The organism is Staphylococcus sp. HMSC059F04, assembly GCF_001812565.1.
GTDB classification, from domain to species: Bacteria; Bacillota; Bacilli; order Staphylococcales; family Staphylococcaceae; genus Staphylococcus; species Staphylococcus lugdunensis.
Window position 1 is genome coordinate 130,005 of the sequence record NZ_KV809464.1, and the last position, 21,941, is coordinate 151,945.

25 protein-coding genes are annotated in these 21,941 nt (G+C 33.9%); 19 read left to right on the forward strand and 6 right to left on the reverse strand.

Going from position 1 to position 21,941, the window contains the following annotated elements:
* Positions 1 to 77: 77 nt before the first annotated feature.
* The 3 genes from HMPREF2864_RS03285 to HMPREF2864_RS03295 all read left to right on the forward strand — a co-directional run bounded on the left by HMPREF2864_RS03285 (position 78) and on the right by HMPREF2864_RS03295 (position 2,422).
* Positions 78 to 1,019, forward strand: coding sequence for a nucleoside hydrolase (locus HMPREF2864_RS03285; protein WP_002460105.1), 942 nt, complete (start codon positions 78 to 80; stop codon positions 1,017 to 1,019).
* A 69-nt stretch (positions 1,020 to 1,088) separates the two neighbouring features.
* Positions 1,089 to 1,634, forward strand: coding sequence for a biotin transporter BioY (locus tag HMPREF2864_RS03290; protein WP_002460104.1), 546 nt, complete (start codon positions 1,089 to 1,091; stop codon positions 1,632 to 1,634).
* Positions 1,635 to 1,657: 23 nt separating this feature from the next.
* The gene (locus HMPREF2864_RS03295; protein WP_070545007.1) at positions 1,658 to 2,422 is read left to right on the forward strand and encodes a GNAT family N-acetyltransferase; all 765 of its coding nucleotides are present in this window, start codon (positions 1,658 to 1,660) and stop codon (positions 2,420 to 2,422) included.
* Between the two features lie 106 nt (positions 2,423 to 2,528).
* On the opposite strand, the gene fdhD is transcribed toward HMPREF2864_RS03295, so the two are convergent.
* Positions 2,529 to 3,317, reverse strand: coding sequence for a formate dehydrogenase accessory sulfurtransferase FdhD (gene fdhD / locus HMPREF2864_RS03300; RefSeq protein ID WP_037543235.1), 789 nt, complete (start codon positions 3,315 to 3,317; stop codon positions 2,529 to 2,531).
* 184 nt (positions 3,318 to 3,501) lie between these two features.
* Between fdhD and modA the strand changes: the two genes are divergently transcribed.
* The 5 genes from modA to HMPREF2864_RS03325 all read left to right on the forward strand — a co-directional run bounded on the left by modA (position 3,502) and on the right by HMPREF2864_RS03325 (position 7,310).
* Positions 3,502 to 4,278, forward strand: coding sequence for a molybdate ABC transporter substrate-binding protein (gene modA, locus HMPREF2864_RS03305; RefSeq protein WP_002460100.1), 777 nt, complete (start codon positions 3,502 to 3,504; stop codon positions 4,276 to 4,278).
* Positions 4,279 to 4,291: 13 nt separating this feature from the next.
* Positions 4,292 to 4,963 carry a molybdate ABC transporter permease subunit gene (gene modB, locus HMPREF2864_RS03310; RefSeq protein ID WP_070545009.1) on the forward strand — a complete coding sequence of 224 codons (672 nt, stop codon included), beginning with the start codon at positions 4,292 to 4,294 and terminating at the stop codon, positions 4,961 to 4,963.
* Positions 4,964 to 5,569: an ATP-binding cassette domain-containing protein gene (locus HMPREF2864_RS03315; protein WP_002460098.1), complete on the forward strand. Its 606-nt coding sequence runs from the start codon at positions 4,964 to 4,966 to the stop codon at positions 5,567 to 5,569.
* Between the two features lie 216 nt (positions 5,570 to 5,785).
* On the forward strand, positions 5,786 to 6,790 hold the full coding sequence (locus HMPREF2864_RS03320) for a ThiF family adenylyltransferase (protein WP_002460097.1): 1,005 nt from the start codon (positions 5,786 to 5,788) through the stop codon (positions 6,788 to 6,790).
* A gap of 13 nt (positions 6,791 to 6,803) precedes the next feature.
* On the forward strand, positions 6,804 to 7,310 hold the full coding sequence (locus tag HMPREF2864_RS03325) for a MogA/MoaB family molybdenum cofactor biosynthesis protein (RefSeq protein WP_002492230.1): 507 nt from the start codon (positions 6,804 to 6,806) through the stop codon (positions 7,308 to 7,310).
* 24 nt (positions 7,311 to 7,334) lie between these two features.
* On the opposite strand, the gene moaC is transcribed toward HMPREF2864_RS03325, so the two are convergent.
* Complete coding sequence (gene moaC / locus HMPREF2864_RS03330) at positions 7,335 to 7,820, reverse strand: cyclic pyranopterin monophosphate synthase MoaC (protein ID WP_002460095.1); 486 nt, start codon at positions 7,818 to 7,820, stop codon at positions 7,335 to 7,337.
* Positions 7,821 to 7,881: 61 nt separating this feature from the next.
* Here moaC and glp point away from each other — a divergent pair, with 61 nt between their 5' ends.
* From glp to HMPREF2864_RS03365, 7 genes are all read left to right on the forward strand, one after another.
* Positions 7,882 to 9,141, forward strand: a complete 1,260-nt coding sequence (glp, locus tag HMPREF2864_RS03335) for a molybdopterin molybdotransferase MoeA (RefSeq protein WP_002460094.1) — start codon at positions 7,882 to 7,884, stop codon at positions 9,139 to 9,141.
* Positions 9,138 to 9,608, forward strand: a complete 471-nt coding sequence (gene mobB, locus HMPREF2864_RS03340) for a molybdopterin-guanine dinucleotide biosynthesis protein B (protein ID WP_002460093.1) — start codon at positions 9,138 to 9,140, stop codon at positions 9,606 to 9,608. Before glp ends, mobB begins: the two co-directional genes overlap by 4 nt.
* A 5-nt stretch (positions 9,609 to 9,613) precedes the next feature.
* Complete coding sequence (locus HMPREF2864_RS03345) at positions 9,614 to 10,066, forward strand: molybdenum cofactor biosynthesis protein MoaE (RefSeq protein ID WP_002478817.1); 453 nt, start codon at positions 9,614 to 9,616, stop codon at positions 10,064 to 10,066.
* Positions 10,066 to 10,299: a molybdopterin converting factor subunit 1 gene (gene moaD, locus HMPREF2864_RS03350; RefSeq protein WP_002478818.1), complete on the forward strand. Its 234-nt coding sequence runs from the start codon at positions 10,066 to 10,068 to the stop codon at positions 10,297 to 10,299. The genes HMPREF2864_RS03345 and moaD overlap by 1 nt, the downstream gene beginning before the upstream one ends.
* Positions 10,300 to 10,307: 8 nt before the next feature.
* Positions 10,308 to 10,910: a molybdenum cofactor guanylyltransferase MobA gene (gene mobA / locus HMPREF2864_RS03355; protein ID WP_062077948.1), complete on the forward strand. Its 603-nt coding sequence runs from the start codon at positions 10,308 to 10,310 to the stop codon at positions 10,908 to 10,910.
* 17 nt (positions 10,911 to 10,927) lie between these two features.
* Positions 10,928 to 11,950, forward strand: coding sequence for a GTP 3',8-cyclase MoaA (gene moaA, locus HMPREF2864_RS03360; protein WP_002492205.1), 1,023 nt, complete (start codon positions 10,928 to 10,930; stop codon positions 11,948 to 11,950).
* A 429-nt stretch (positions 11,951 to 12,379) separates the two neighbouring features.
* On the forward strand, positions 12,380 to 12,730 hold the full coding sequence (locus HMPREF2864_RS03365; protein ID WP_002460086.1) for a SarA family transcriptional regulator: 351 nt from the start codon (positions 12,380 to 12,382) through the stop codon (positions 12,728 to 12,730).
* 181 nt (positions 12,731 to 12,911) lie between these two features.
* On the opposite strand, the gene HMPREF2864_RS03370 is transcribed toward HMPREF2864_RS03365, so the two are convergent.
* Positions 12,912 to 14,117 (reverse strand): MFS transporter, encoded by a 1,206-nt coding sequence (locus HMPREF2864_RS03370; RefSeq protein WP_037545105.1) that lies wholly within the window; start codon positions 14,115 to 14,117, stop codon positions 12,912 to 12,914.
* Positions 14,114 to 14,548, reverse strand: coding sequence for a MarR family winged helix-turn-helix transcriptional regulator (locus HMPREF2864_RS03375; RefSeq protein ID WP_070545010.1), 435 nt, complete (start codon positions 14,546 to 14,548; stop codon positions 14,114 to 14,116). The genes HMPREF2864_RS03370 and HMPREF2864_RS03375 overlap by 4 nt, the downstream gene beginning before the upstream one ends.
* Positions 14,549 to 14,709: 161 nt before the next feature.
* Here HMPREF2864_RS03375 and HMPREF2864_RS03380 point away from each other — a divergent pair, with 161 nt between their 5' ends.
* From HMPREF2864_RS03380 to HMPREF2864_RS03390, 3 genes are all read left to right on the forward strand, one after another.
* Positions 14,710 to 15,486 (forward strand): VOC family protein, encoded by a 777-nt coding sequence (locus tag HMPREF2864_RS03380; protein ID WP_070545011.1) that lies wholly within the window; start codon positions 14,710 to 14,712, stop codon positions 15,484 to 15,486.
* 91 nt (positions 15,487 to 15,577) lie between these two features.
* The gene (locus tag HMPREF2864_RS03385; RefSeq protein WP_002492229.1) at positions 15,578 to 16,828 is read left to right on the forward strand and encodes a lipid II:glycine glycyltransferase FemX; all 1,251 of its coding nucleotides are present in this window, start codon (positions 15,578 to 15,580) and stop codon (positions 16,826 to 16,828) included.
* 99 nt (positions 16,829 to 16,927) lie between these two features.
* On the forward strand, positions 16,928 to 20,113 hold the full coding sequence (locus tag HMPREF2864_RS03390) for an efflux RND transporter permease subunit (protein ID WP_070545012.1): 3,186 nt from the start codon (positions 16,928 to 16,930) through the stop codon (positions 20,111 to 20,113).
* A gap of 79 nt (positions 20,114 to 20,192) precedes the next feature.
* Here HMPREF2864_RS03390 and mspA read toward each other — a convergent pair whose 3' ends face one another.
* Positions 20,193 to 20,510, reverse strand: a complete 318-nt coding sequence (gene mspA / locus HMPREF2864_RS12210) for a membrane stabilizing protein MspA (protein WP_070545013.1) — start codon at positions 20,508 to 20,510, stop codon at positions 20,193 to 20,195.
* Between the two features lie 62 nt (positions 20,511 to 20,572).
* The gene (locus HMPREF2864_RS12130; RefSeq protein ID WP_002460077.1) at positions 20,573 to 20,740 is read right to left on the reverse strand and encodes an SE1832 family protein; all 168 of its coding nucleotides are present in this window, start codon (positions 20,738 to 20,740) and stop codon (positions 20,573 to 20,575) included.
* Between the two features lie 136 nt (positions 20,741 to 20,876).
* On the opposite strand from HMPREF2864_RS12130, the gene HMPREF2864_RS03400 reads away from it, so the two are divergent.
* Positions 20,877 to 21,788, forward strand: coding sequence for an AEC family transporter (locus HMPREF2864_RS03400; RefSeq protein ID WP_002478826.1), 912 nt, complete (start codon positions 20,877 to 20,879; stop codon positions 21,786 to 21,788).
* The last annotated feature ends 153 nt before the right edge of the window (positions 21,789 to 21,941 follow it).

The following is a 21,941-nucleotide window of genomic DNA, read 5'->3' on the forward strand; positions in this document are numbered from 1 at the left end:
AAATATTTATGTCCTATCCTCATTTTAATATACTATACTATAATATTGATATGTAAGACGACTAAAGGAGAAAAAACATGACACAACAAGTATATTTTAATCATGATGGTGGCGTTGACGATTTAGTTTCACTTTTTTTATTATTACAAATGGATAATATTAATTTAATCGGGGTAAGTACTATTGGCGCTGATTGTTATTTAGAACCTTCATTAAGCGCCTCAATGAAAATAATTAATCGATTTTCAACAAAAAATATTGCTGTTGCACCTTCATATGAGCGTGGTGCTAATCCGTTTCCTAAAGATTGGCGAATGCATGCGTTTTTTATGGATGCGTTACCTATTTTAAATGAAACACATTTACATACTTCTGCTAGTATAAGTCAGATGGAAGCCTATGAAGATATTATTTTTAGATTAGAACAGAGCACTGATAAAGTAATCCTACTATTCACCGGACCGCTTACTGACTTAGCTGAGGCACTAAAAAGAAAACCCAATATCATACATAAAATTGAAAAGTTAGTATGGATGGGAGGAACGTTTTTAACACGAGGTAATGTAGAAGAACCTGAACATGATGGGACAGCGGAATGGAATGCATTTTGGGATCCTTCTGCAGTTAAAACAGTATTTGACGCCGATTTGACTATTGATATGGTTGCTTTAGAAAGTACTAATCAAGTGCCGCTCACATGGGAAATAAGACAACGTTGGGCGAATGACAGACGTTATACAGGTGTTGATTTTTTAGGTGTTAGTTATGCTGCTGTACCGCCTTTGACTCATTTTGTTACAAATTCCACTTATTTTTTATGGGATGTGCTAACAACTGCTTACGTTGGTAATCCACAGTTAGTGGATTATCAGACAGTAATGGCTGATGTTATTGCAAAAGGACCAAGCCAAGGTCGAACATTTTTAACTGATCAAGGACGTCCAATTAATGTTATCAATGATGTGAAACGTGATGCCTTTTTCGACTATATCACCGCATTAGCAATGAAAGTTGACTAAATGTAAACTTTCCATTTATAAAAGTTTACAAAGATGTTATAATCATTCTCATATAAGGAGGATCACGATATGAGTACAAAAGAATTAGTATATACAGCAGTCATGACTGCCATTATATGTATTTTAGGATTGGTTCCTGGAATACCTCTACCTTTTATGCCAGTACCCATTGTTTTACAAAATATAGGCATATTTTTAGCAGGGATTATTTTAGGACGTAAATTAGGTGCATTAAGTGCTGTTGTCTTTTTATTGCTTGTCGCTACAGGCCTACCAGTTTTATCTGGAGGAAGAGGTGGTATAGGTGTCTTTGCGGGGCCATCTGCTGGCTTTCTAATTTTATATCCTTTTATTGCTTATGCGATAGGTTCTGTTAGAGATGCGTATAAGCATAAAATCAATTTTCTAGTATTGATTGTGCCAACACTCCTCTTTGGCGTGTTATTATTAGATATTGTAGGCACGATTGTTATGGGCTTTATCACACAAATACCTATTTCTAAAGCATTTTTATTTTCATTCTCATTTATGCCTGGAGATATCATTAAAGCAATCATTGCTTGTCTGATTGGTGCAACCATGTTAAATCATAGTAGATTTAAAAATTTGATATAATTTAAAAAAATTAGGTGATATGTATGGAAGAATTGAGTTTTGAGCATATAGCGATAATGGGAAACCTCTTTTATGAAGATTCTAATAAAAAGATATATTTAACTCCTGAAGAACCGCATACGTATCATTCTAATCAATGGATATATAAACAACTACCTAATATCGAAGAATGGCGACGAGATGTACAAAGACAACAACAATTTCATCAAGCGCATCAATGTACACATCTTGCCTTTACATTTCCAGCGAATCATCATTTAGACAATGATTGGAAACAGATACTTAATAAAGAAGGGTACCAACTTGGAGTGCTTGAGCTCTATGTGCTTGAGTCTGCTGAGCTGGCGCGTTGGCAAACGAAATCAGATGTACAAATTCAGATTGTAGACAAAGATAATTTAGAGGATTATTTAACAATTTATAAGCATTTTGCATTACCGTTTGGTCATAGATTTGCTGATGAAAGTGTCAAACGTACACGTATCCATATTCAACAACAATACGATAATGTTGTTCGCTTATTAGCTTATTATCAAAATCAACCAGCGGGTATTTTAGATATGATCGTAAGTGACGAAATTGTTGAAATTGATGGTTTTGGTGTCTTAGAGAATTATCAACATCAAGGGATTGGTAGTACGTTACAAGCCTATGTAGGGCAATATGCTGACACAAGACCGGTTATTCTAGTTGCTGATGGTGAAGATACGGCACGTGATATGTATCTTAATCAAGGATATATCTACAAAGGTTTTTGTTATCAAGTTGTTAAAGAAAATATCAAATAAAATATAAAAAGGGAGCGAAAAAGAATTCATAATGAATTCTTTTTCGCTCCTTTTATGACATGAAGATAATTGACGTGGGCTTTTAATTCTATAAAAGGTTGAAATCTTATGCTTTAACGCGTTCTGGATGACTGTAAATATTAAATGTACCATCTCGTATAAAGCCAATTGCTGTAATATTTAAATCATTAGCTAGCGTGATGGCAAGCGTAGTTGGAGCTGATTTTGAAAGTATTACGCCAACACCGATTTTTGCAGCTTTAATAAGAATTTCAGAGGAAATACGTCCACTAAAAATGAGGATTTTATCTCGAACGGGAATACGGCGTTTTAAACAAAAACCATAAAGTTTATCTAAGGCATTATGTCGACCAATATCTTGGCGGTGTTCAAAGAATGTGTTGCCATCGCTAATTGCAGCGTTATGCAGACCGCCTGTTTGTTTGAAAAGTGTACTAGCTCCTTGTAGACGTGTCATCATATTTAAAATTTGTTGTGGATGCAGCGTTATATGAGACATCGACGTTTTTGCTATCGCCGCATCGTTTTGGAAATAAAACTCACGACTTTTGCCACAACAAGAAGCAATCATGCGTTTAGTTGAATATTCAAATCGATCACCGAGTTCATGTGTCAAATCCACATGGGCGAACCCCTTACTATCATCTATTTGGCAAGATTTAATTTCATCACGCTTGTATATTGCACCTTCTGATGCTAAAAAGCCAATCACTAATTCTTCCATATGAGTTGGACTGCAAATAACAGTAGCAAACTCATCTCCATTTACCATAATTGTAAGTGGAAACTCAGTAACATAGCTATCCGTTGTAGTTATAAGTCGCTCTCCATCATAATGAACAATGGATTGTCCTTGTAATACATCTCTTTCCATAATCATGCTCCCCACATCGTACAAGATAATATATTTATTATAATGCTAAAATACTAAGATTAAAATATAAATGATAGTACCACATTTAAGGCGTATTATTTAAAGTTATATGAAATTGTAAAATACACCTTTTATGAATATAAAAAAGTAGTATAATAATCCTAGAAGAGGGGGAATTTTGTCAATGAAATTTAAACATTTATTAGTTGTAATTGCAACATTAGTACTTATTTTAGCTGGTTGTTCTAGTGGTGGAAACGACAAAAAAGACGATAAAAAGTCATCTAGCTCAGATAGTAAACAAGAATTACGTATTTCTGCAGCAGCAAGTTTAGCCGATGTTTCAAAAGCACTTGAGAAGGAATTTAAAAAAGATCATAAAGATGCCAAAGTAACTTTTAATTATGGTGGTTCTGGAGCATTAAGACAACAAATTGAAAAGGGTGCCCCTGCTGATGTATTTATGTCTGCAAATACGAAAGATGTTGATGCATTAAAAGATAATGTGCATGATACATATAATTATGCTCATAATAAACTTGTACTTATTGGTGATAAAGACAGTACACAATCTTCAGTCAAAGATTTAAAGGGCAATGAAAAATTAGCTTTGGGTGAAGTGAAAACAGTACCAGCAGGGAAATATGCGAAACAATATTTAGATGATCAACATCTATACAATGCTGTGAAAGATAAAATTGTATATGCGAAAGATGTTAAACAAGTTTTAAATTATGTTGAAAAAGGTAATGCTCAGATGGGATTTGTTTATAAAACGGATCTCTATACTAACAAACAACGCAATGATAAAGTGAATGAAATTAAAGAAGTTGAATTGAAAAAACCAATCACATATAAAGCAGGTGCAACTTCAAATAGCAAACTTGCAAAAGAATGGATGGACTTCCTAAAATCAGATAAAGCCAAAGCCATTCTTAAAGATTATAAATTTTCGAATTAAGGAGGTCTAGTCAATGCCTGATTTTACGCCATTTTGGATTTCGCTTAAGGTTGCTGTGATAAGTACGATTATCGTAATGATTTTAAGCATAATAATTGCAAGACTGCTATATCGTGGCACAGGGCATTTTACGAAACTTCTTGAAAGTTTGATTCTCTTGCCGATTGTCTTACCGCCAACGGTCATGGGATTTATTCTATTAATTATTTTTTCACCGCGTGGTTTTGTGGGGCAATTTTTTCAAAATGTCTTACATCTTCCAGTGGTATTTACAATGACAGGTGCAGTTATAGCATCTGTCATTGTTAGTTTTCCACTTATGTATCAACATACTGTTCAAGGATTTCGTAACATTGAGCCTAAAATGCTTAACACAGCTAGAACAATGGGAGCAAGTGAAAATAAAATCTTTTTCAAGTTGATTTTACCGTTATCAAAACGTGCTATTTTAGCAGGAATTATGATGAGCTTTGCCAGAGCAATTGGTGAATTTGGTGCAACATTAATGTTAGCTGGATACATACCTAATAAAACGAATACATTACCACTCGAAATATACTTTTTAGTAGAACAGAGTCGTGAAAATGAAGCGTGGTTATGGGTGCTAGTTCTTGTGGCATTTTCAATTGCAGTCATCGATACTTTAAATTTTGCTAATCGAGATAAGTATCGGGAGGTTGATTAAATGCTTAAAATACAATTGCATTATCAATTAAAACAAACACATATTCATATTGACATTGATGATAATATACCGAAGATATATGCACTTAGAGGACCATCAGGAATTGGAAAGACGACCGTATTGAATATGATTGCCGGTTTAAGGCAAGCAGATAAGGCCTATATTGCTGTTAATGGACGTGTCATTACTGATACACAACAACATATACAAACTAAAATTCAATCAAGACATATTGGTTACCTTTTCCAAGATTACCAGTTATTTCCGCATATGACGGTGTATGACAATATTACATTTATGGCTGAACCATCAGAACATTTAAATCAGCTGATGAAGACTTTGAATATAAGTCATTTGAAAAAACAATATCCAATGACATTATCAGGTGGCGAAGCTCAGCGTGTTGCTTTGGCACGTGCATTGAGCACAAAACCAGATTTAATTTTATTGGATGAACCATTTTCTAGTTTAGACGATGCTACGAGAGATGAAGGTATAGAATTAATAAAACGTATTTTTCAAGAATGGCAAATTCCTATTATATTTGTTACGCATTCAAACTATGAAGCTGAAACGCTTGCAGATGAACTGATTATTATTGGTTAATATCATTTTAATTGGAGCTAAACAAGTCATTTTTGATTATTTAAATCGCATTTTTATGAGAGCGGTACTCAAAGGTAAATGAACCTTGGTTTCGCTCTTTTTTGATTCGCTAAAAAGTATCCTACAAAGTAATTTTTATATAATAATTCAAATTTTTGAGAGTAGCTATAAATACTTATATAATGATGATAATGATGCAGAAAGAGGGAGCTAAGCATGACGCAAGACCGATATTCAAGGCAAATTTTATTTAATAAAATTGGTGAAAAAGGTCAAGAAGATTTACGACAAGCTCAAGTACTAATTGTTGGAATGGGAGCGTTAGGTACGCACTTAGCAGAAGGGCTAGTGCGTGCAGGAGTAAAGCAATTAACGATAGTTGATCGAGATTATATAGAATATAGTAATTTACAACGCCAAACATTATTTACAGAGCAAGATGCAGCAGAGGGCTTGCCAAAGGTAATTGCTGCAAAGGCGCATTTGGAAAGTATTGATAAAGATGTACTAATACATGCTTTTATAGCGCAAGTCGATCGTGCATTTTTAAACTCGAATGGCACGCATGTTGATTTAATACTCGATGCAACAGATAATTTTGTAACGCGTCAATTGATTAATGATTTCTGTTATCAACAACATATTCCATGGATATATGGCGGAGTTGTTCAAAGTACTTATGTAGAAGCTCCATTTATACCTGGAAAGACACCATGCTTTAATTGTTTAATACCACAGTTACCATCGATGACGCTAACCTGTGATACGGTGGGTGTGATACAACCAGCAGTAACTATGACAACGAGTTTACAGCTTAAAGATGCATTGAAAATATTAACGCATCAAGATATTGCAGCAAAACTAACTTATGGAGATATATGGGAAGGACAGCATATAAGTATTGGTTTTAGTAAAATACAACAAGATAACTGTGCGACTTGTGGAACGGCAGCAAACTACCCTTATTTACAGCAACAACCTCAGCGCTATGCCATGTTATGTGGACGTGATACTGTACAGTATGTCAATCCAGATATTTCTCAAGAGATGTTGGTGTCATATTTGGACTCGCGTCAAATCGATTATCAAACGAACGGTTATTTAGTGATGTTCCACTTTAATAAATATCGTATTGTTTGCTTTCATGATGGTCGATTTTTAATACATGGAATGACTAATATTACGCAAGCTACAAAACTCATAAATGCTTTATTTGGATAAAGGAGGTCTAAATATGCATACACATAGGAAAATAGATAGAGCTATAAATTGTGCTGTATTAACGGTTTCAGATACTCGAGATAAAAAGAGTGATAAAGGAGGACAACTTGTTCAAACATTATTGCATGATGTAGATGCGGAACTTGCTATTAAAGATTACGCCATAGTAAAAGATGAAAAAATAGCAATACAAAATCAATTACAGTTATGGTTGAAGTCTGATATTGATGTCATTATCACAACGGGTGGTACAGGAATTGCACCAAGAGATGTAACGATTGAAGCGGTAGAACCATTGTTGACAAAAAAATTAGATGGTTTTGGGGAGTTGTTCAGGTATTTAAGCTATGCTGAAGATGTTGGTACAAGGGCACTTTTATCGCGTGCAATTGCAGGAACAGTAAATAATAAACTTATTTTTACGCTACCAGGTTCTACAGGGGCTGTTAACTTAGCAATGAAAAAGCTCATACAACCAGAATTAAATCATATGGTTTATGAGCTCAATAAAAAAGTGTAATAATTGAAATAAATAAAAAAATGGTTATTGTCTATAGTATTCGCCGGATTTGCCGCCAGTTTTACTTAATAAAAATGTTTCACCAATAATCATGCCTTTGTCAACCGCTTTAGTCATATCGTAAATAGTTAAGGCGGTTATAGAAGCTGCAGTTAATGCTTCCATTTCGACGCCAGTTTTGCCAGTAGTTGAAACGGTTGCTTCAATATTAAGTTGATGTTGACCTTTGTCTAAATCTGACCAAGAAAATGTAATATCAATACCAGTAAGCGGTAAAGGATGACACATTGGAATCATTGTAGAGGTGTTCTTAGCAGCCATAATTCCTGCAATCTGTGCAGTATTTAAGACATTCCCTTTTTTAGCTGTATGATTAACAATTTGTTCATAAATTGTGTGATTTACTATAATACTTGAATGTGCAACGGCAGTGCGCTTAGTGATGTTTTTTGCTGAAACATCAACCATTTTGGCGTTGCCTTGATGATTTATATGTGTGAAATCAGCCATGATATTCCTCCTCTTAAAATTCAGTATATCATGAAATATTAGTTAACTTGGAGATGATAAAATGACAATCGAGAAAAGAACGCCGATTCCTGTAAAAGAAGCAATTTCAAGAGTCGTAAATCAAGATATTTATACCTCAGTAATAACCGTTCCACTTGATGAAAGCTTAAATTATGTATTAGCCGAAAATATTGTTGCAACAAGTGATATTCCAAGATTTAATAAATCGCCATACGACGGATTCGCTATTCGTAGTGAGGATAGTGCGGGTGCTTATCATCAGAATAGAAAAAAATTTAAAGTTGTTGATCATATCGGTGCTGGAGATGTATCATCTCATCAATTACAAGCAGGTGAAGCGGTGCGCATTATGACTGGTGCTCAAATGCCAGAAGGTGCCGATGCTGTGGTTATGTTTGAACAAACGGTTGAAGATAAAGATACATTTACAATTCGAAAATCTTTTGAGCCATATGAAAATGTTTGTCTCAAAGGAGAAGAAACTGCAACTGGAGATATTGTGTTACAACGAGGGCAGCTTATTAATGCAGGTGCCATTGCTGTATTAGCTACGTTTGGTTATAGTGAAGTTCCTGTATTTGATAAACCAAGTATCGCTGTTATTGCAACTGGTAGTGAATTATTAGATATTAATGAAGACCTACAGCCAGGTAAAATACGTAACTCTAATGGACCAATGATTCAAGCACTTGCTAACAAGGTTGATATTGGTGCTGATGTATATAAAATTCAACAAGACGATTTAGATAGTAGTATTACAGCAGTTCGTGAAGCACTTGAGACACATCAAATTGTGATTACAACAGGTGGTGTTTCTGTAGGGGATTTTGATTATTTACCAGAGATATACAAGGCTATTGATGCTAAAGTATTATTTAATAAAGTTGCTATGAGACCTGGAAGTGTCACTACAGTCGCAGTTACTACTGATAAATATTTATTTGGCTTATCCGGTAATCCATCAGCCTGCTATACTGGTTTTGAATTATTCGTTAAACCTGCAATTTATCATATGATGGGCGCAGATGCTTTTTATCCACAAGTTGTTAAAGCTACACTTATGGAAGATTTTACGAAAGCGAATCCATTCAGTCGATTTATTCGTGCTAAAGCAACATTGTCAGCTAATGGCGCTACTGTGGTGCCGTCAGGTTTTAATAAATCAGGGGCTGTTGTCGCTATTGCACATAGTAACGCCATGATTATGCTTCCTGGAGGTACACGTGGTTTCAAAGCGGGACATACCGTTGACGTTATTCTCACTGAATCGCATGCTTATGAAGAGACGTTGTCGCTATGATTATTCAAATTGTTGGCTATAAAGACTCGGGAAAAACGACACTGATGGCGCACACCATTCGGTTACTAAAACAACACAATTTGACTGTTGTAACAATAAAGCATCACGGGCATCATGGAGAAGAAATCACGTTACAGCATCAAGAAGTTGATCATATGAAACATTTACACGCTGGTGCAGATCAAAGTATTGTTCAAGGACATCAGTATCAGCAAACGATTACGCGGCAATGTAATCAAAGTCTTAAGGATGTTATTGACAAATCTGTTACAATTGACTATGACATCATTTTAGTAGAAGGTTATAAATTAGCTGAGTTTGACAAAATCATTGTTTATCGTAACGAAAAAGATTTAACTCAACTTCAAGCATTATCCAATGTACGCTACAGTATTAATCTTTCCGACGCGCAAGCATTAACAAAATTTGATAGTTGGTTATTAGATTGGATAGAAATTAAAGGATGAACGTAATGAAACAATATGAAATTGTGACTGAACCAATAAATACAGAACAATATAGAAATTTCACTGTGAATGAATACCAAGGTGCAGTAGTTGTATTTACGGGTCATGTACGAGAGTGGACGCAAGGCGTTAAGACTAAGTATTTGGAATATGAAGCATATGTGCCTATGGCTGAAAAAAAGCTTGCCCAAATAGGTGACGAAATCTCAAAAAAATGGCCAGGAACGATTACCTCCATTGTTCACCGTATAGGGCCACTCGCAATTTCTGATATCGCTGTGTTGATTGCTGTTTCATCACCACATCGTAAAGATGCTTATCGTGCAAATGAATATGCGATTGAACGCATAAAAGAAATCGTGCCAATTTGGAAAAAAGAAATATGGCAAGATGGTTCAGCTTGGCAAGGTCATCAACGTGGGTATTACCAAGATGCCAAAAAGGGAGAGTCAAGATAGTGAAAGTATTGTATTTTGCTGAAGTTAAAGAAATACTTAATATGAGCAATGAATATATAGATATTTTGGAACCGAAAACGGTTAAGGAAATTAGACAACTGCTAAATCAATATCATCCAGAACTAATGGATAAAAAATTCCAAATTGCAGTCAATGAAGAATTTACGAAAGAAGACGGTATAGTTCAACCTGACGATATTATTGCTTTAATACCACCAGTAAGCGGAGGATAAAATATATTATGAAAGCTATTATACTAGCTGGTGGCCATTCAGAGAGATTTGGTCAGCCCAAAGCTTTTGCCACCATTGATAACGAGCCTTTTTATAAAAAAATAATTCAAGTATTGCAAGATACTAATATGTTCAATGACATTATTATTAGTACAAATGATAAACTAGCACCTTTTTTTGACTATTCAAATGTGATGATAGATGAGGTCAAAGTTAGTGATAAAGGTCCGTTAGCAGGTATTTATACCGTTATGAAAGCATATCAAGATGAAGAACTCTTTTTTGTCGTATCGGTGGATACCCCTATGATTACTGGTAAAGCTATTAGTGGATTATATCATTTTATGGTTTCTCATCTGATTGAGAATCATTTAGATATTGCTGCTTTTTCTGAAAATGGACGAATGATACCTACAATCGCATTTTATAATCCTAAAATTTTACCTGTCATTAAGCAAGCTTTAACATCAAATGACTATAGTATGAAACACGTTTATGACCAAGTATCTGCAGCTTGGTTAGATGTGACTGAGATACAATCTCCAGACTATTGGTATAAGAATATCAATTATCAGCAAGATTTGGACTCTTTAATGCAGCAGATAAAATAAGCAAGGAGGTCCAGACGATGGTAATGCAAATAAAAGATAAACTTGGTCGGCCGATTCGTGATTTAAGAATATCTGTGACAGATAGGTGCAATTTCAGATGTGATTATTGTATGCCTAAAGAAATATTTGGTGACGATTTTGTCTTTCTACCTAAAGATGAATTACTTACATTTGAAGAAATTGAACGTATTGCTGAAATATATGCCGAATTAGGTGTAAAAAAATTACGTATTACCGGAGGAGAACCTCTACTGCGTCGAAATTTATATCAACTCATTGCAAGGCTTAATAAAATTGAAGGTATTGAAGATATAGGTCTAACGACAAATGGCTTATTATTAAAAAAACATGGCTTAAAATTATTTGAAGCAGGGTTACGTCGTATTAATGTTAGTCTTGATGCTATAGATAATAGTGTATTTCAAGCAATTAACAATAGAAATATTAAAGCAGAAACTATTTTAGATCAAATTAATTATGCAATTGCAATTGGTTTTCATGTCAAAGTCAATGTCGTTATTCAAAAAGGTGTGAATGATGATCAAATCATTCCGATGCTGCATTATTTCAAAGCTAAAAATATCGAAGTTAGATTTATTGAATTTATGGATGTTGGTAATGATAATGGTTGGGACTTCAGCAAAGTTGTTACTAAAGATGAAATGTTGACAATGATAGAGGATGAATTTGATATAGAACCGATGGCGCCTAAATATTACGGCGAAGTTGCAACATATTATCAGCATAACGATAACGGTGCAAAATTCGGTTTAATTACTAGCGTATCAGCCTCGTTTTGTTCTAGTTGTACTCGAGCTAGACTATCATCAGATGGTAAGTTCTATGGTTGCCTTTTTAGTACAGCAGAAGGATTTAATATTAAAAAGCTATTGCGCTCAGGTATAAGTAATAGTGAATTAAAAGCAGAACTCATTAAATTATGGCAAGTACGGGACGACCGTTATTCTGATGAACGGACAGAACAAACAGTTAAAAATAGACAACGAAAAAAGATAAATATGAACTATATAGGCGGATAAAAAGTAAATATGTAGATGAAAAACATTTAACACCTAAGTCTTCAAATAGAGGTGATTTCTATGTTTGAACAGTGCTTATATATTAGACCATGATCAATCATAAAGCTTTATTTTATATAATTAGTTTGAATATGTAGTTACTTCTCTATAATGCGTATTATTCATTCATCCTTTCATTAACAAGATGACATGATTAGAAGCATCATTTTATTATTACGTTCGAAAAATTGTCGAATTTTGGTGTTGTTACTTTAGCGATTGTATTGCTTATAATTGCTCTCGATTTTAAAATCAATAATTGATAACAATATTTTGCTATTAATTTAATAATTTTAATAGATTAAATTGAAACTATGGTATATAATTTTTATGAGCAATTAAAATTTCATATTCACTTACAACAGAGAATCAACATAGGAGGATTTTAATATGAGTCAAAAAGTACAACATTTTATTGCTGCCGAGAGAGAATTGAGTCAACTAAAACATTGGTTAAAGACAACTTACAAAGTCTCAATTGAAGAATTTGTCGTGTTGTTCAAAGTTTATGAGGGCAAAAAAATAAGTGGTAAAGAATTGAGAGATACTTTACACTTTGAAATGCTATGGGATACAAGTAAAATCGATGTGATTATACGTAAAATTTATAAAAAAGAATTAATTTCAAAAGTTCGTTCAGAAACTGATGAAAGACAAGTCTTTTATTTCTTTAATAAAGCACAATTAAAAGTGATTGATAAAATGAAATCAGAAATTGAGTCAATTAGTATAGCAAATTAGTATTTTAAATAACTAGGCAAAAAGCTGGGGCAAAATTTCTAGAAAAATAGCCAGTAAATGAGTTTTTTATAAATTCATTTACTGGCTATTTTGTTTAAACTACTGCCAATATTTAGTTCATAGCTTAAAACATGTGCCATACGCATTCATCTTCTCAGAGACATATATGTTTAGGGGCATATTAATTTGGAGTAAGGTGTTTAACTTTACGACCATGAATGACAAAATAAATTACAATAGTTATCGTGCTGACAAGGGCCATTAGCAAATAAATATTACTATAAGAAATCGTATTGGTAAACATACCCAAAACACTAGGCCCAAAGCCAATACCAATATCCAAACCTATAAAGTATGTTGAAGTTGCTAAACCATATTTTGCTGGTGGAGATACTTTGATTGCAATGGCTTGCATTGAAGATGAAAGATTTCCATAACCAATGCCTAAAGTGATACCAGCTAGTAACAACGTAAATGGGTTAAAGCTAAAGACAAGTAAAACAAAGGATATGATTAAAGCAATAAATGCGGGATAGACCACAATATTTTCGTTATGCTCATCCATTAATCGGCCTGCAATAGGTCTTGTAATTAGCGAAGCAATAGCATAACAGATAAAGAAATAACTTGAAGTCTCAATTAAATGTCTTTGCTCAGCAAAAAACTGTAAAAAAGTAAGAATTGAGGCATAGCCCAATCCAACTAATAGCATAATGATAGCTACAGGAATAGCTTCTCGAGCAATAAAGCGTTGTAAGCTAAATCCTTTATTATGTTGATGAGGATGTTGATATTTTCCAGTGAAATCAAATGCTACGTGAACAAACAAAGAAAGTATGAGACTAATTATGCCCAGAATAATACAAATTGTAAATAGTAGCATGATTGAAAATGATTTAACAAGCAATAAACCGAAAAATGGACCGATTGCGGTACCTAGAACAAGACTTAATGAAAATAAACTAATCCCTTCACTTTTACGTGTTTTTGGGGTAATACATGCTGCTATTGTTCCTGTCGCTGTAGATGCAACAGCTGTAGCTAGGCCATTCATTAAGCGTGTAAAAATTAAAAACCATAACGGACCTGGAACAAAATATAATAATTGAGTAATCACTAGAAAAAGTAATCCAAAGATTAAAATTTTCTTGGGACCAAAATGGTTGACATAGCGACCTGTAATAAAGCGACCTATTAATGAACCTACAACAAAGATACCAACAACAAGTCCAGCCAAACTATCAGGTGCATGGAAAGCTGTTTTAGTATAATCTGCAATAATGACTATTAATAAGTACATACATAAATAGATAAAGAAATTAATTACGAAGTTTAGTGTAAAACTTCTAGTGAATATAGGTTCTTTATGTAATACTGTTGAATTCAACGGTTATCTTCCTCCATAAATATTTGATGCAGCGAGGCCATCATATTAATAACTTGCTCCATTTGTTTTTCGTTTATTGAAGCATGTGCTAATAAATCTATTTGTATACGAGATACTTCATCATTTATTTGTTGATATAGCACGTCTCCCTCAGGTGACAAATTTAATACCTTTTCTCGTTTATCATGTCCAGGTGTGATGGTCAATAAGCCTTTTTCGGATAGTACTTTTATAAACTGACGTGTAGTAGGCTTTTCAATGAAGCGACGTTTTGATATTTGGACTAGCGTTGTAGGTTGTTGTTTCGCAATATCTTTTAATACTAGCCATTGACCACTATGCAAATCAAAACGGTCTAATATTGGTTTAGTCGCTTTTATATATGGTCGATACAATTCAATAAAGCTATTGAAAAAATTATTTTGCAACAATCATAACACTCTCCTCGGAAAATGGTTAGGTTAACTAACTAAATTTGCACAAGATTTATTATAAATTGAATTGATACATTTGGCAATATCAAATTTGACACAGAAATATATGCTATAGTTTGTTAAACTATGGGTAACTAAAAGAAAAAGAGGGATGTACGATGGCAACACTTAATTTTGATCATCTTATTCATTATGTTGATCATTTAAATCAATTTCATTATCCAGGACAGCTACTCAAGCTTGAGCCAGGTGGCAAACACCATCGCTATGGTACATTTAATCGTTTAACATACCTAAATGACAACTATATTGAATTATTAGATGTTGAACAGCCGGATAAATTGGCTAAAGAAGTGAAATCCGAGGAAGGGCGCGTATCATTTGCTGCAAAAATTATTCAAGATTATTTTGCTGAAGGCTTCAAAGGGATATGTTTAAGAACAACATCTATTGAAGAAACTGCTCAACGGTTATGTGATAAAAATGTTGATACTATTGGTCCAATTCGCATGCATAGAGAGAATAAAAAAGGTGAACAAATTGACTGGCAATTATTATATATCGCTGATCCTGATTATTTAGTTAAGCCACCCTTTTTTATCCAATGGAATGAAACTGAAACAGAGCGGAAAGAGAGGTTTGCGCGTCATCAGCAATCACAATTTGTTATTGAGAAACTTGTTATTGCAAGTGAAAAGCGTGCTGTGACAGTTAAGAAATGGCAACTATGGTATGATATGGATATCATTGCTGATAACGATAAGTACACTGATTTGGTGCTAAAAGATGATGATATAATCTTTCGTATCCAAGATGGCAAGAAATCTGAATATGCCTCAATTGTAATTCAAGATCATGAAGCAACATCACAGTACAATATGACAATTAGAGGGGCAACATATCGTTTCATCAATGGAATGTTGCCGAAATCGTGATTCTTTTTAAATGATGTCTTGTTCGTCGACACTCACTTATGAACGATGTATAATGATAATTATTGCAATAATAAAGGAGTTAGTTTAGAGCATGGAAAAGATGAATATCACAAATCAAGAACATGACGCGTTTGTTAAATCTCATCCTCATGGAGATTTATTACAATTAACTAAATGGGCAGAGACGAAGCAACTTACTGGTTGGTATTCAAAAAGAGTTGCTGTAGGTGAAAATGGTGAAATTAAAGGGGTAGCCCAATTATTATTTAAAAAAATCCCAAAACTACCATTTACATTATGTTATGTCTCACGTGGGTTTGTTGTGGATTATGAAGATACAGCAGCATTAGAATTATTGTTGGCAGAAACAACTGCACTTGCTAAAGAAGAAAAAGCCTATACGATTAAAATTGATCCAGATGTCGAGGTTGACCAAGGAATTCAAGCCATTAAAAATCTTAAGAAATTAGGCTTTAAACATAAAGGATTTAAAGAAGGGCTGTCTAAAGACTATATTCAACCGCGAATGACAATGATTACACCTATCGATAAATCAGATGAAGAACTTATCAAGAGCTTTGATAAACGCAATCGATCAAAAGTAAGACTTGCTCTAAAACGTGGTACTCAAGTAGAACATGCTGGACGTGAGGGTTTAGGAACGTTTGCACAGTTAATGAAAATCACTGGTGAACGTGATGGCTTTTTAACTCGTGATGTGAGTTACTTTGAAACGATTTATGATGCACTTCATGAAGATGGAGATGCTGAACTCTTTTTAGTGAAACTAGAGCCTAAACCGGTTATAGCTGAAACAACAAAAGAAATTGAAAAATTAAATAATGAAATTGAAAAGTTACAACAAAAAAAGCAAGATAAAAAAACTTTAAATAAAATTAATGATGCACAAAATAAGATGAATAATGAAGTAGAACGACGTCAAGAATTAGAATCACTTTTGGAAAAACATCCTGATGGTCTTTATTTATCAGGTGCGCTACTAATGTTTTGCGGCAAAAAAGCTTATTATTTATACGGTGCATCATCTAATGATTATCGTGATTTCTTACCAAACCATCATATGCAATTTGCGATGATGCGCTATGCGAGAGAAAAAGGTGCAACATCATATGATTTCGGTGGTACCGATAATAATCCACCTAAAGATAGTGAACATTATGGTTTGTGGATTTTTAAAAAGACATGGGGAACATACTTAAGTGAAAAAATTGGTGAATTTGATTATCCGCTTAACAAACCATTATATCAACTTATTGAAAAGGTTAAGCCCACTTTAACTAAAGCAAAGATAAAGTTATCTCGAAAATTGAAACGAAAGTAATGTCGGTGTACGTAATAAGGTGACAATTTGATCTGGACGTGTCTATATTGGAGATTCGTTCAGATTTTTTTAGACATTCAAAGGTAGGGGACAATATAAATGATAAAAAAGCTATTAAAATTTTCACTTGGTAATAAATTTGCAATCTTTTTAATGGTCGTCTTGGTGATTTTAGGTGGTGTATATGCGAGTGCAAAACTAAAATTAGAATTGTTACCAGATGTTGAAAATCCAGTGATTTCTGTGCAAACGACAATGCCTGGTGCAACACCGCAAACAACTCAAGATGAAATCAGTAGTAAAATCGATAGTCAAATTCGATCGTTAGCCTATGTCAAAAATGTGAAGACTGAGTCAATACAAAATGCATCTATTGTTACTGTAGAATATGAAAACAATACAGATATGGATAAAGCAGAAGAAGTATTGAAAAAAGAAATAGATAAAATAGAATTTAAAGAAGGGGTAAGTCAGCCGGAATTAACACGTAATTCTATGGATGCTTTTCCTATTGTGGCATATTCCTTTACGAATAAAGATGGTAATTTAAAAGAAACAACCAATGCAATACAGAAACAACTGATTCCGAAACTACAAACCATTAATGGTGTACAAAATGCCCAATTAAATGGGCAAACAACACGTGAAATTACTATGAAATTTAAGCAAGATCAATTGGATAAAGTAGGGATGACAGCTGAGGACGTTGAAAATTATGTTAAAGCGGCATCTAGAGAAACACCACTGGGCTTGTTCCAATTTAATAATACAGATAAATCAATTGTTGTAGATGGTCAGTTCACCTCTGTAGATGCTTTTAAAAATCTACAAATACCGTTAAGTATGGCTGGTCAAAGTCAGAATTCAAATCAATCAAGTAATAGTAAGCAAACATCTGCTAGTAATAGCCAATCTAATGATACTAGTGCATTAGCTTCATCTAAGCCACAATCTTCTGATTCATTAACTTCAACAGGTAATATACCATCTGTTAAATTACAGGATTTAGCTGATATAAAGATTGGTGATGAACGTCAATCTATTTCGAAGACAAATGGTAAAGATGCTGTTAATGTTCAAGTAATGAAAGCGCAAGACGCCAATACTGTTCAAGTTGCTAAAGATGTTCAACAAACCATCGATAAGTTTACTCAAAATAACGCTAAAATTGATGGCGTGAAAACGATGGATACGGCAAAACCTATCCAAGACTCTCTTTACACGATGGTTGAAAAAGCCGCATTAGGTACGATGGTGGCTATTATTGTTATATTACTATTCTTGCGCAATATTAGAACGACAGCAATTTCTATAGTATCAATTCCATTGTCAATATTAATTGCATTGGTAGCTTTGAAACTAACAGATGTGTCATTAAACATACTAACTTTAGGCGCTTTGACGATTGCAATTGGACGTGTTATTGATGACTCCATTGTAGTTGTAGAAAATATTTATCGACGGTTGTCAGATCCAAAAGAACAGCTCAAAGGGAATCCATTGATTATAAATGCAACAACAGAAGTGTTTAAACCAATCTTGTCTTCAACATTAGTTACAATTGTCGTCTTTCTACCTTTGGCATTTGTTTCTGGTTCTGTAGGAGAAATGTTTAGACCATTTGCCTTGGCGATTGCCTTTAGTTTATTGGCATCATTACTTGTGTCAATCACGGTTGTACCGGCGTTAGCCTCAACATTTTTCAAGAGAGGTCTCAAACAACAACGACAGGTTAAACAAAATAATGAAAGTCTAGGTACAGTTGGTCGTGGATACCAAAAAGTCTTATCATGGTCATTGAATCACAAATGGTTAGTTATTATTATAACTACAATTATATTAATAGCGAGTGTTGTCTTAGGTGGCACTAAGTTGGGAACAAGTTATATCTCTACTGGTGAAGATAAGTTTTTAGCAGTTACTTATACACCGAAACCAGGTGAAACTGAAGAAGCAGTATTAAAGCATGCGAAAGATGCTGAAAAATATTTGCAAAGTAAGAAGAAAGTTAAGACGGTACAATATTCAGTTGGTGGACCATCACCGGCTGACCCAACTGGTAGTACAAATAGTATGGCAATTATGGTTGAATATGCCAAAGATACACCTCACTTTGACGAGGAACCAGATAAAGTGTTAAAACACTTGGATCGTTATAAACACCCTGGAACATGGAAGAATTTAGACATGGGAACAGGTGTCGGCAACAGTTCAATAGAAGTAACGGTAAAAGGTAAGTCTACAGAAGCAATTAAAGGGACCGTCGCTAAAGTTGAACAAGTGATGAAGAAAACTTCAGGAGTGGCAAATGTCAAATCAGATTTATCAGAGACATATGATCAATATGAGATAAAAGTTAATCAAAATAAAGCGACTGACAATGGCATTTCTGCAAGTCAACTTGCGTTAAATTTAAATGAAAATTTACCTGAAAAGACGATTTCAACGGTTAAAGAAAATGGAAAATCTATTGATGTTAAAGTGAAGCAAAATAAACGTACAGATTGGTCTAAAACGAAATTAGAAAATATTGAGTTGAAAAAACCAACTGGAGGCTCAATTAAGTTAAGTGATATAGCAACACTTAATGAAACATCAACACCTAGCAAACTTGTACAAGAAGAAGGTGATTATGCGACTACGGTTTCTGGTAAGGTGATTAGTAAAGACGTAGGTGGTACGTCACAAACAGTCATGCAAAAGGTGAACAAAATAGATAAACCTAATCATGTCAGCATTAGTGTTGGTGGCGCGACGGATGACATTAATACAGCCATGGGACAATTGGCAGTTGCAATGTTGGCTGCGATAATTATTGTCTACCTCATTCTAGTTATCACGTTTAAAGGCGGACTAGCACCATTTACAATTTTATTCTCTTTACCTTATACAGTTATTGGAGTTGTATTAGCACTGCTCATTACTGGAGAAACTATTTCGGTCCCAAGTTTAATTGGTGTGTTGATGTTAATAGGTATTGTAGTGACCAATGCAATTGTATTAATTGATCGAGTAACCAATAATGAGCATGCAGGCATGTCGATGAAAGAAGCATTAATTGAGGCAGGAGGCATCCGTATACGTCCAATTTTAATGACAGCTATTGCTACTATTGGTGCATTATTACCATTATTATTTGGACAAGATAGCTCAATTTTAATTTCTAAAGGGATGGCAGCAACAGTCATCGGTGGACTTATTTCTTCTACACTCTTAACGCTCATTGTTGTACCAGTAATATACGAAATTTTATTTACTTTAAAAGGAAAACTAACCCGTAAATAATCTAAAAAAACACACATGACTAACGAGTATGATAGTCATGTGTGTTTTGCAATATATAGTATTCATTTCACAGTTTAAACTAATACATGATGAATACTAAAATTAAGTAAACAATGTATAACAAAAGAGTTAAGAGATTCAAAATAAGCAAGCCTTTGCGATCTTGTTTTATTGCTTTGAATCCAGTTACTTCAACATTACCAACAAGTAAAAGTAATACAATAAATACCCACCAATTTTCTGTAGGGAATTGCAGTGTAGTGATTGCAATTACGAAGAGTAATAATATCCCCATAATAATGCGCAATATTCTTGTGAAAATTGTTGACATTTTATAAATGCTAATATAGCTCACAATGAGATATAAAATAGGTAAAAGTATCAGATATAGTTGCATTTTAGACTTCCTTTCTAGGCCAGAGCCTATCATAGCATGTTAATGTTAATATGACTAGATGATTAATTATGACGCATTTTTGACCGTAATGTTGCAATTTGCTGTTCAATTTCAGCTAATTGTCCAATCAATGGATCAACATTTTGATTTAACGATTCTTTTTTTTCTAAATCATTTTGCAAGCGAACATAATCATATTTCAATTCAGCTAATTTAGCTTCTAAATCCATAAAATGAACTCCTTTGTCATCATAAAATAATGGTTAAAAGAATTATATCATGAATATAAAGACTTCTAAACCGAAGTAAAACTATGATAGAGTACTTTAATGTATATATAAACTTTAAATGAAAGAAGGGCGTATCGTGACTGAACAATTTGTTATGATTATTTTGCTAATAGGGCTTGGTTATTTTCTTAAGCGCATTCACTTTGTTAAAGCGGCTGATAGCCAGGTACTAGCAACACTTGTAATTAATGTCACTTTGCCTTCTCTGGTGATTGTAAATTTAAATCAAGCAGATTTAGATATGTCTTTTGTGATATTGCCTATTATGATGCTCGTTTACGGTGTATTATCTAAAGTCTTTATAATTTGGCTGTTTAAAAGGTATTCAAATAATATGCGTGGATCAGTGGGAATGATGATGGCAGCTTTAAATATAGGATTATTTGCCTATCCATTAGTAGAAGCGATATGGCCTCAAAAAGGGTTGATTTATTTTGGTATGGCTGATATTGGGGGAGCTATCATTATGTTTGGCGTAACATACTTTGTTGGGAGTTACTATAGTGAAGGTACCGATCAATTTAATTTTAAATTTTTAGCTAAAAAGTTAGTTCAGTCTGTTCCTCTAGTAACTTATATCACGATGTTTTCACTTAATATGTTTAACATTCATCTGCCACATATTGCTATTGACTTCTTTAGCATTTTATCAAAGGCTAATATGCCATTATCAATGATACTACTGGGAATGATGCTTAACTTCCAAATTGAAAGGAATTATATTGCTGTAGCAATAAAGTACTTAGCAATTCATTACGGCGTTGGTTTGGCAGCAGGTCTGGCAGTCTATTTCTTCTTGCCGGTCTCCGATCCAATGATTAGAACGACATTGTTTGTTACTTGGCTATTACCAGTAGGTGTAGCTATTATTCCTTACGCAATTCAATTTAAATACAAAACGCTACCGTTTATTGGCATGGTGACCAATTTAACGATAATGATTAGTATCGTTATACTATATGTATATCAAGCAGTCTTTGTATCATAAATAACAGGATATATTATGATTGGGTAAAAACCGTAATCATACAAACAAGAACTGGAGCAGAACAGTATTCATTATGAATTCGTAGTCCCGCTCCAACAAGGTTGACAAGGATTGAAAAAGGTTGGTATCAGCGTATTTTCAATCCAGTCAACT

Coding starts and splice junctions, on each gene's coding strand:
- HMPREF2864_RS03285 (WP_002460105.1), top strand. CDS start 78: ATGACACAACAAGTATATTTTAATCATGATGGTGGCGTTGACGATTTA.
- HMPREF2864_RS03295 (WP_070545007.1), top strand. CDS start 1,658: ATGGAAGAATTGAGTTTTGAGCATATAGCGATAATGGGAAACCTCTTT.
- glp (WP_002460094.1), top strand. CDS start 7,882: ATGACAATCGAGAAAAGAACGCCGATTCCTGTAAAAGAAGCAATTTCA.
- HMPREF2864_RS03380 (WP_070545011.1), top strand. CDS start 14,710: ATGGCAACACTTAATTTTGATCATCTTATTCATTATGTTGATCATTTA.
- modA (WP_002460100.1), top strand. CDS start 3,502: ATGAAATTTAAACATTTATTAGTTGTAATTGCAACATTAGTACTTATT.
- moaA (WP_002492205.1), top strand. CDS start 10,928: ATGGTAATGCAAATAAAAGATAAACTTGGTCGGCCGATTCGTGATTTA.
- HMPREF2864_RS03315 (WP_002460098.1), top strand. CDS start 4,964: ATGCTTAAAATACAATTGCATTATCAATTAAAACAAACACATATTCAT.
- mobB (WP_002460093.1), top strand. CDS start 9,138: ATGATTATTCAAATTGTTGGCTATAAAGACTCGGGAAAAACGACACTG.
- HMPREF2864_RS03365 (WP_002460086.1), top strand. CDS start 12,380: ATGAGTCAAAAAGTACAACATTTTATTGCTGCCGAGAGAGAATTGAGT.
- moaC (WP_002460095.1), bottom strand. CDS start 7,820: ATGGCTGATTTCACACATATAAATCATCAAGGCAACGCCAAAATGGTT.
- modB (WP_070545009.1), top strand. CDS start 4,292: ATGCCTGATTTTACGCCATTTTGGATTTCGCTTAAGGTTGCTGTGATA.
- fdhD (WP_037543235.1), bottom strand. CDS start 3,317: ATGGAAAGAGATGTATTACAAGGACAATCCATTGTTCATTATGATGGA.
- mobA (WP_062077948.1), top strand. CDS start 10,308: ATGAAAGCTATTATACTAGCTGGTGGCCATTCAGAGAGATTTGGTCAG.
- mspA (WP_070545013.1), bottom strand. CDS start 20,510: ATGCAACTATATCTGATACTTTTACCTATTTTATATCTCATTGTGAGC.
- HMPREF2864_RS03290 (WP_002460104.1), top strand. CDS start 1,089: ATGAGTACAAAAGAATTAGTATATACAGCAGTCATGACTGCCATTATA.
- HMPREF2864_RS12130 (WP_002460077.1), bottom strand. CDS start 20,740: ATGGATTTAGAAGCTAAATTAGCTGAATTGAAATATGATTATGTTCGC.
- HMPREF2864_RS03345 (WP_002478817.1), top strand. CDS start 9,614: ATGAAACAATATGAAATTGTGACTGAACCAATAAATACAGAACAATAT.
- HMPREF2864_RS03385 (WP_002492229.1), top strand. CDS start 15,578: ATGGAAAAGATGAATATCACAAATCAAGAACATGACGCGTTTGTTAAA.
- HMPREF2864_RS03320 (WP_002460097.1), top strand. CDS start 5,786: ATGACGCAAGACCGATATTCAAGGCAAATTTTATTTAATAAAATTGGT.
- HMPREF2864_RS03325 (WP_002492230.1), top strand. CDS start 6,804: ATGCATACACATAGGAAAATAGATAGAGCTATAAATTGTGCTGTATTA.
- HMPREF2864_RS03390 (WP_070545012.1), top strand. CDS start 16,928: ATGATAAAAAAGCTATTAAAATTTTCACTTGGTAATAAATTTGCAATC.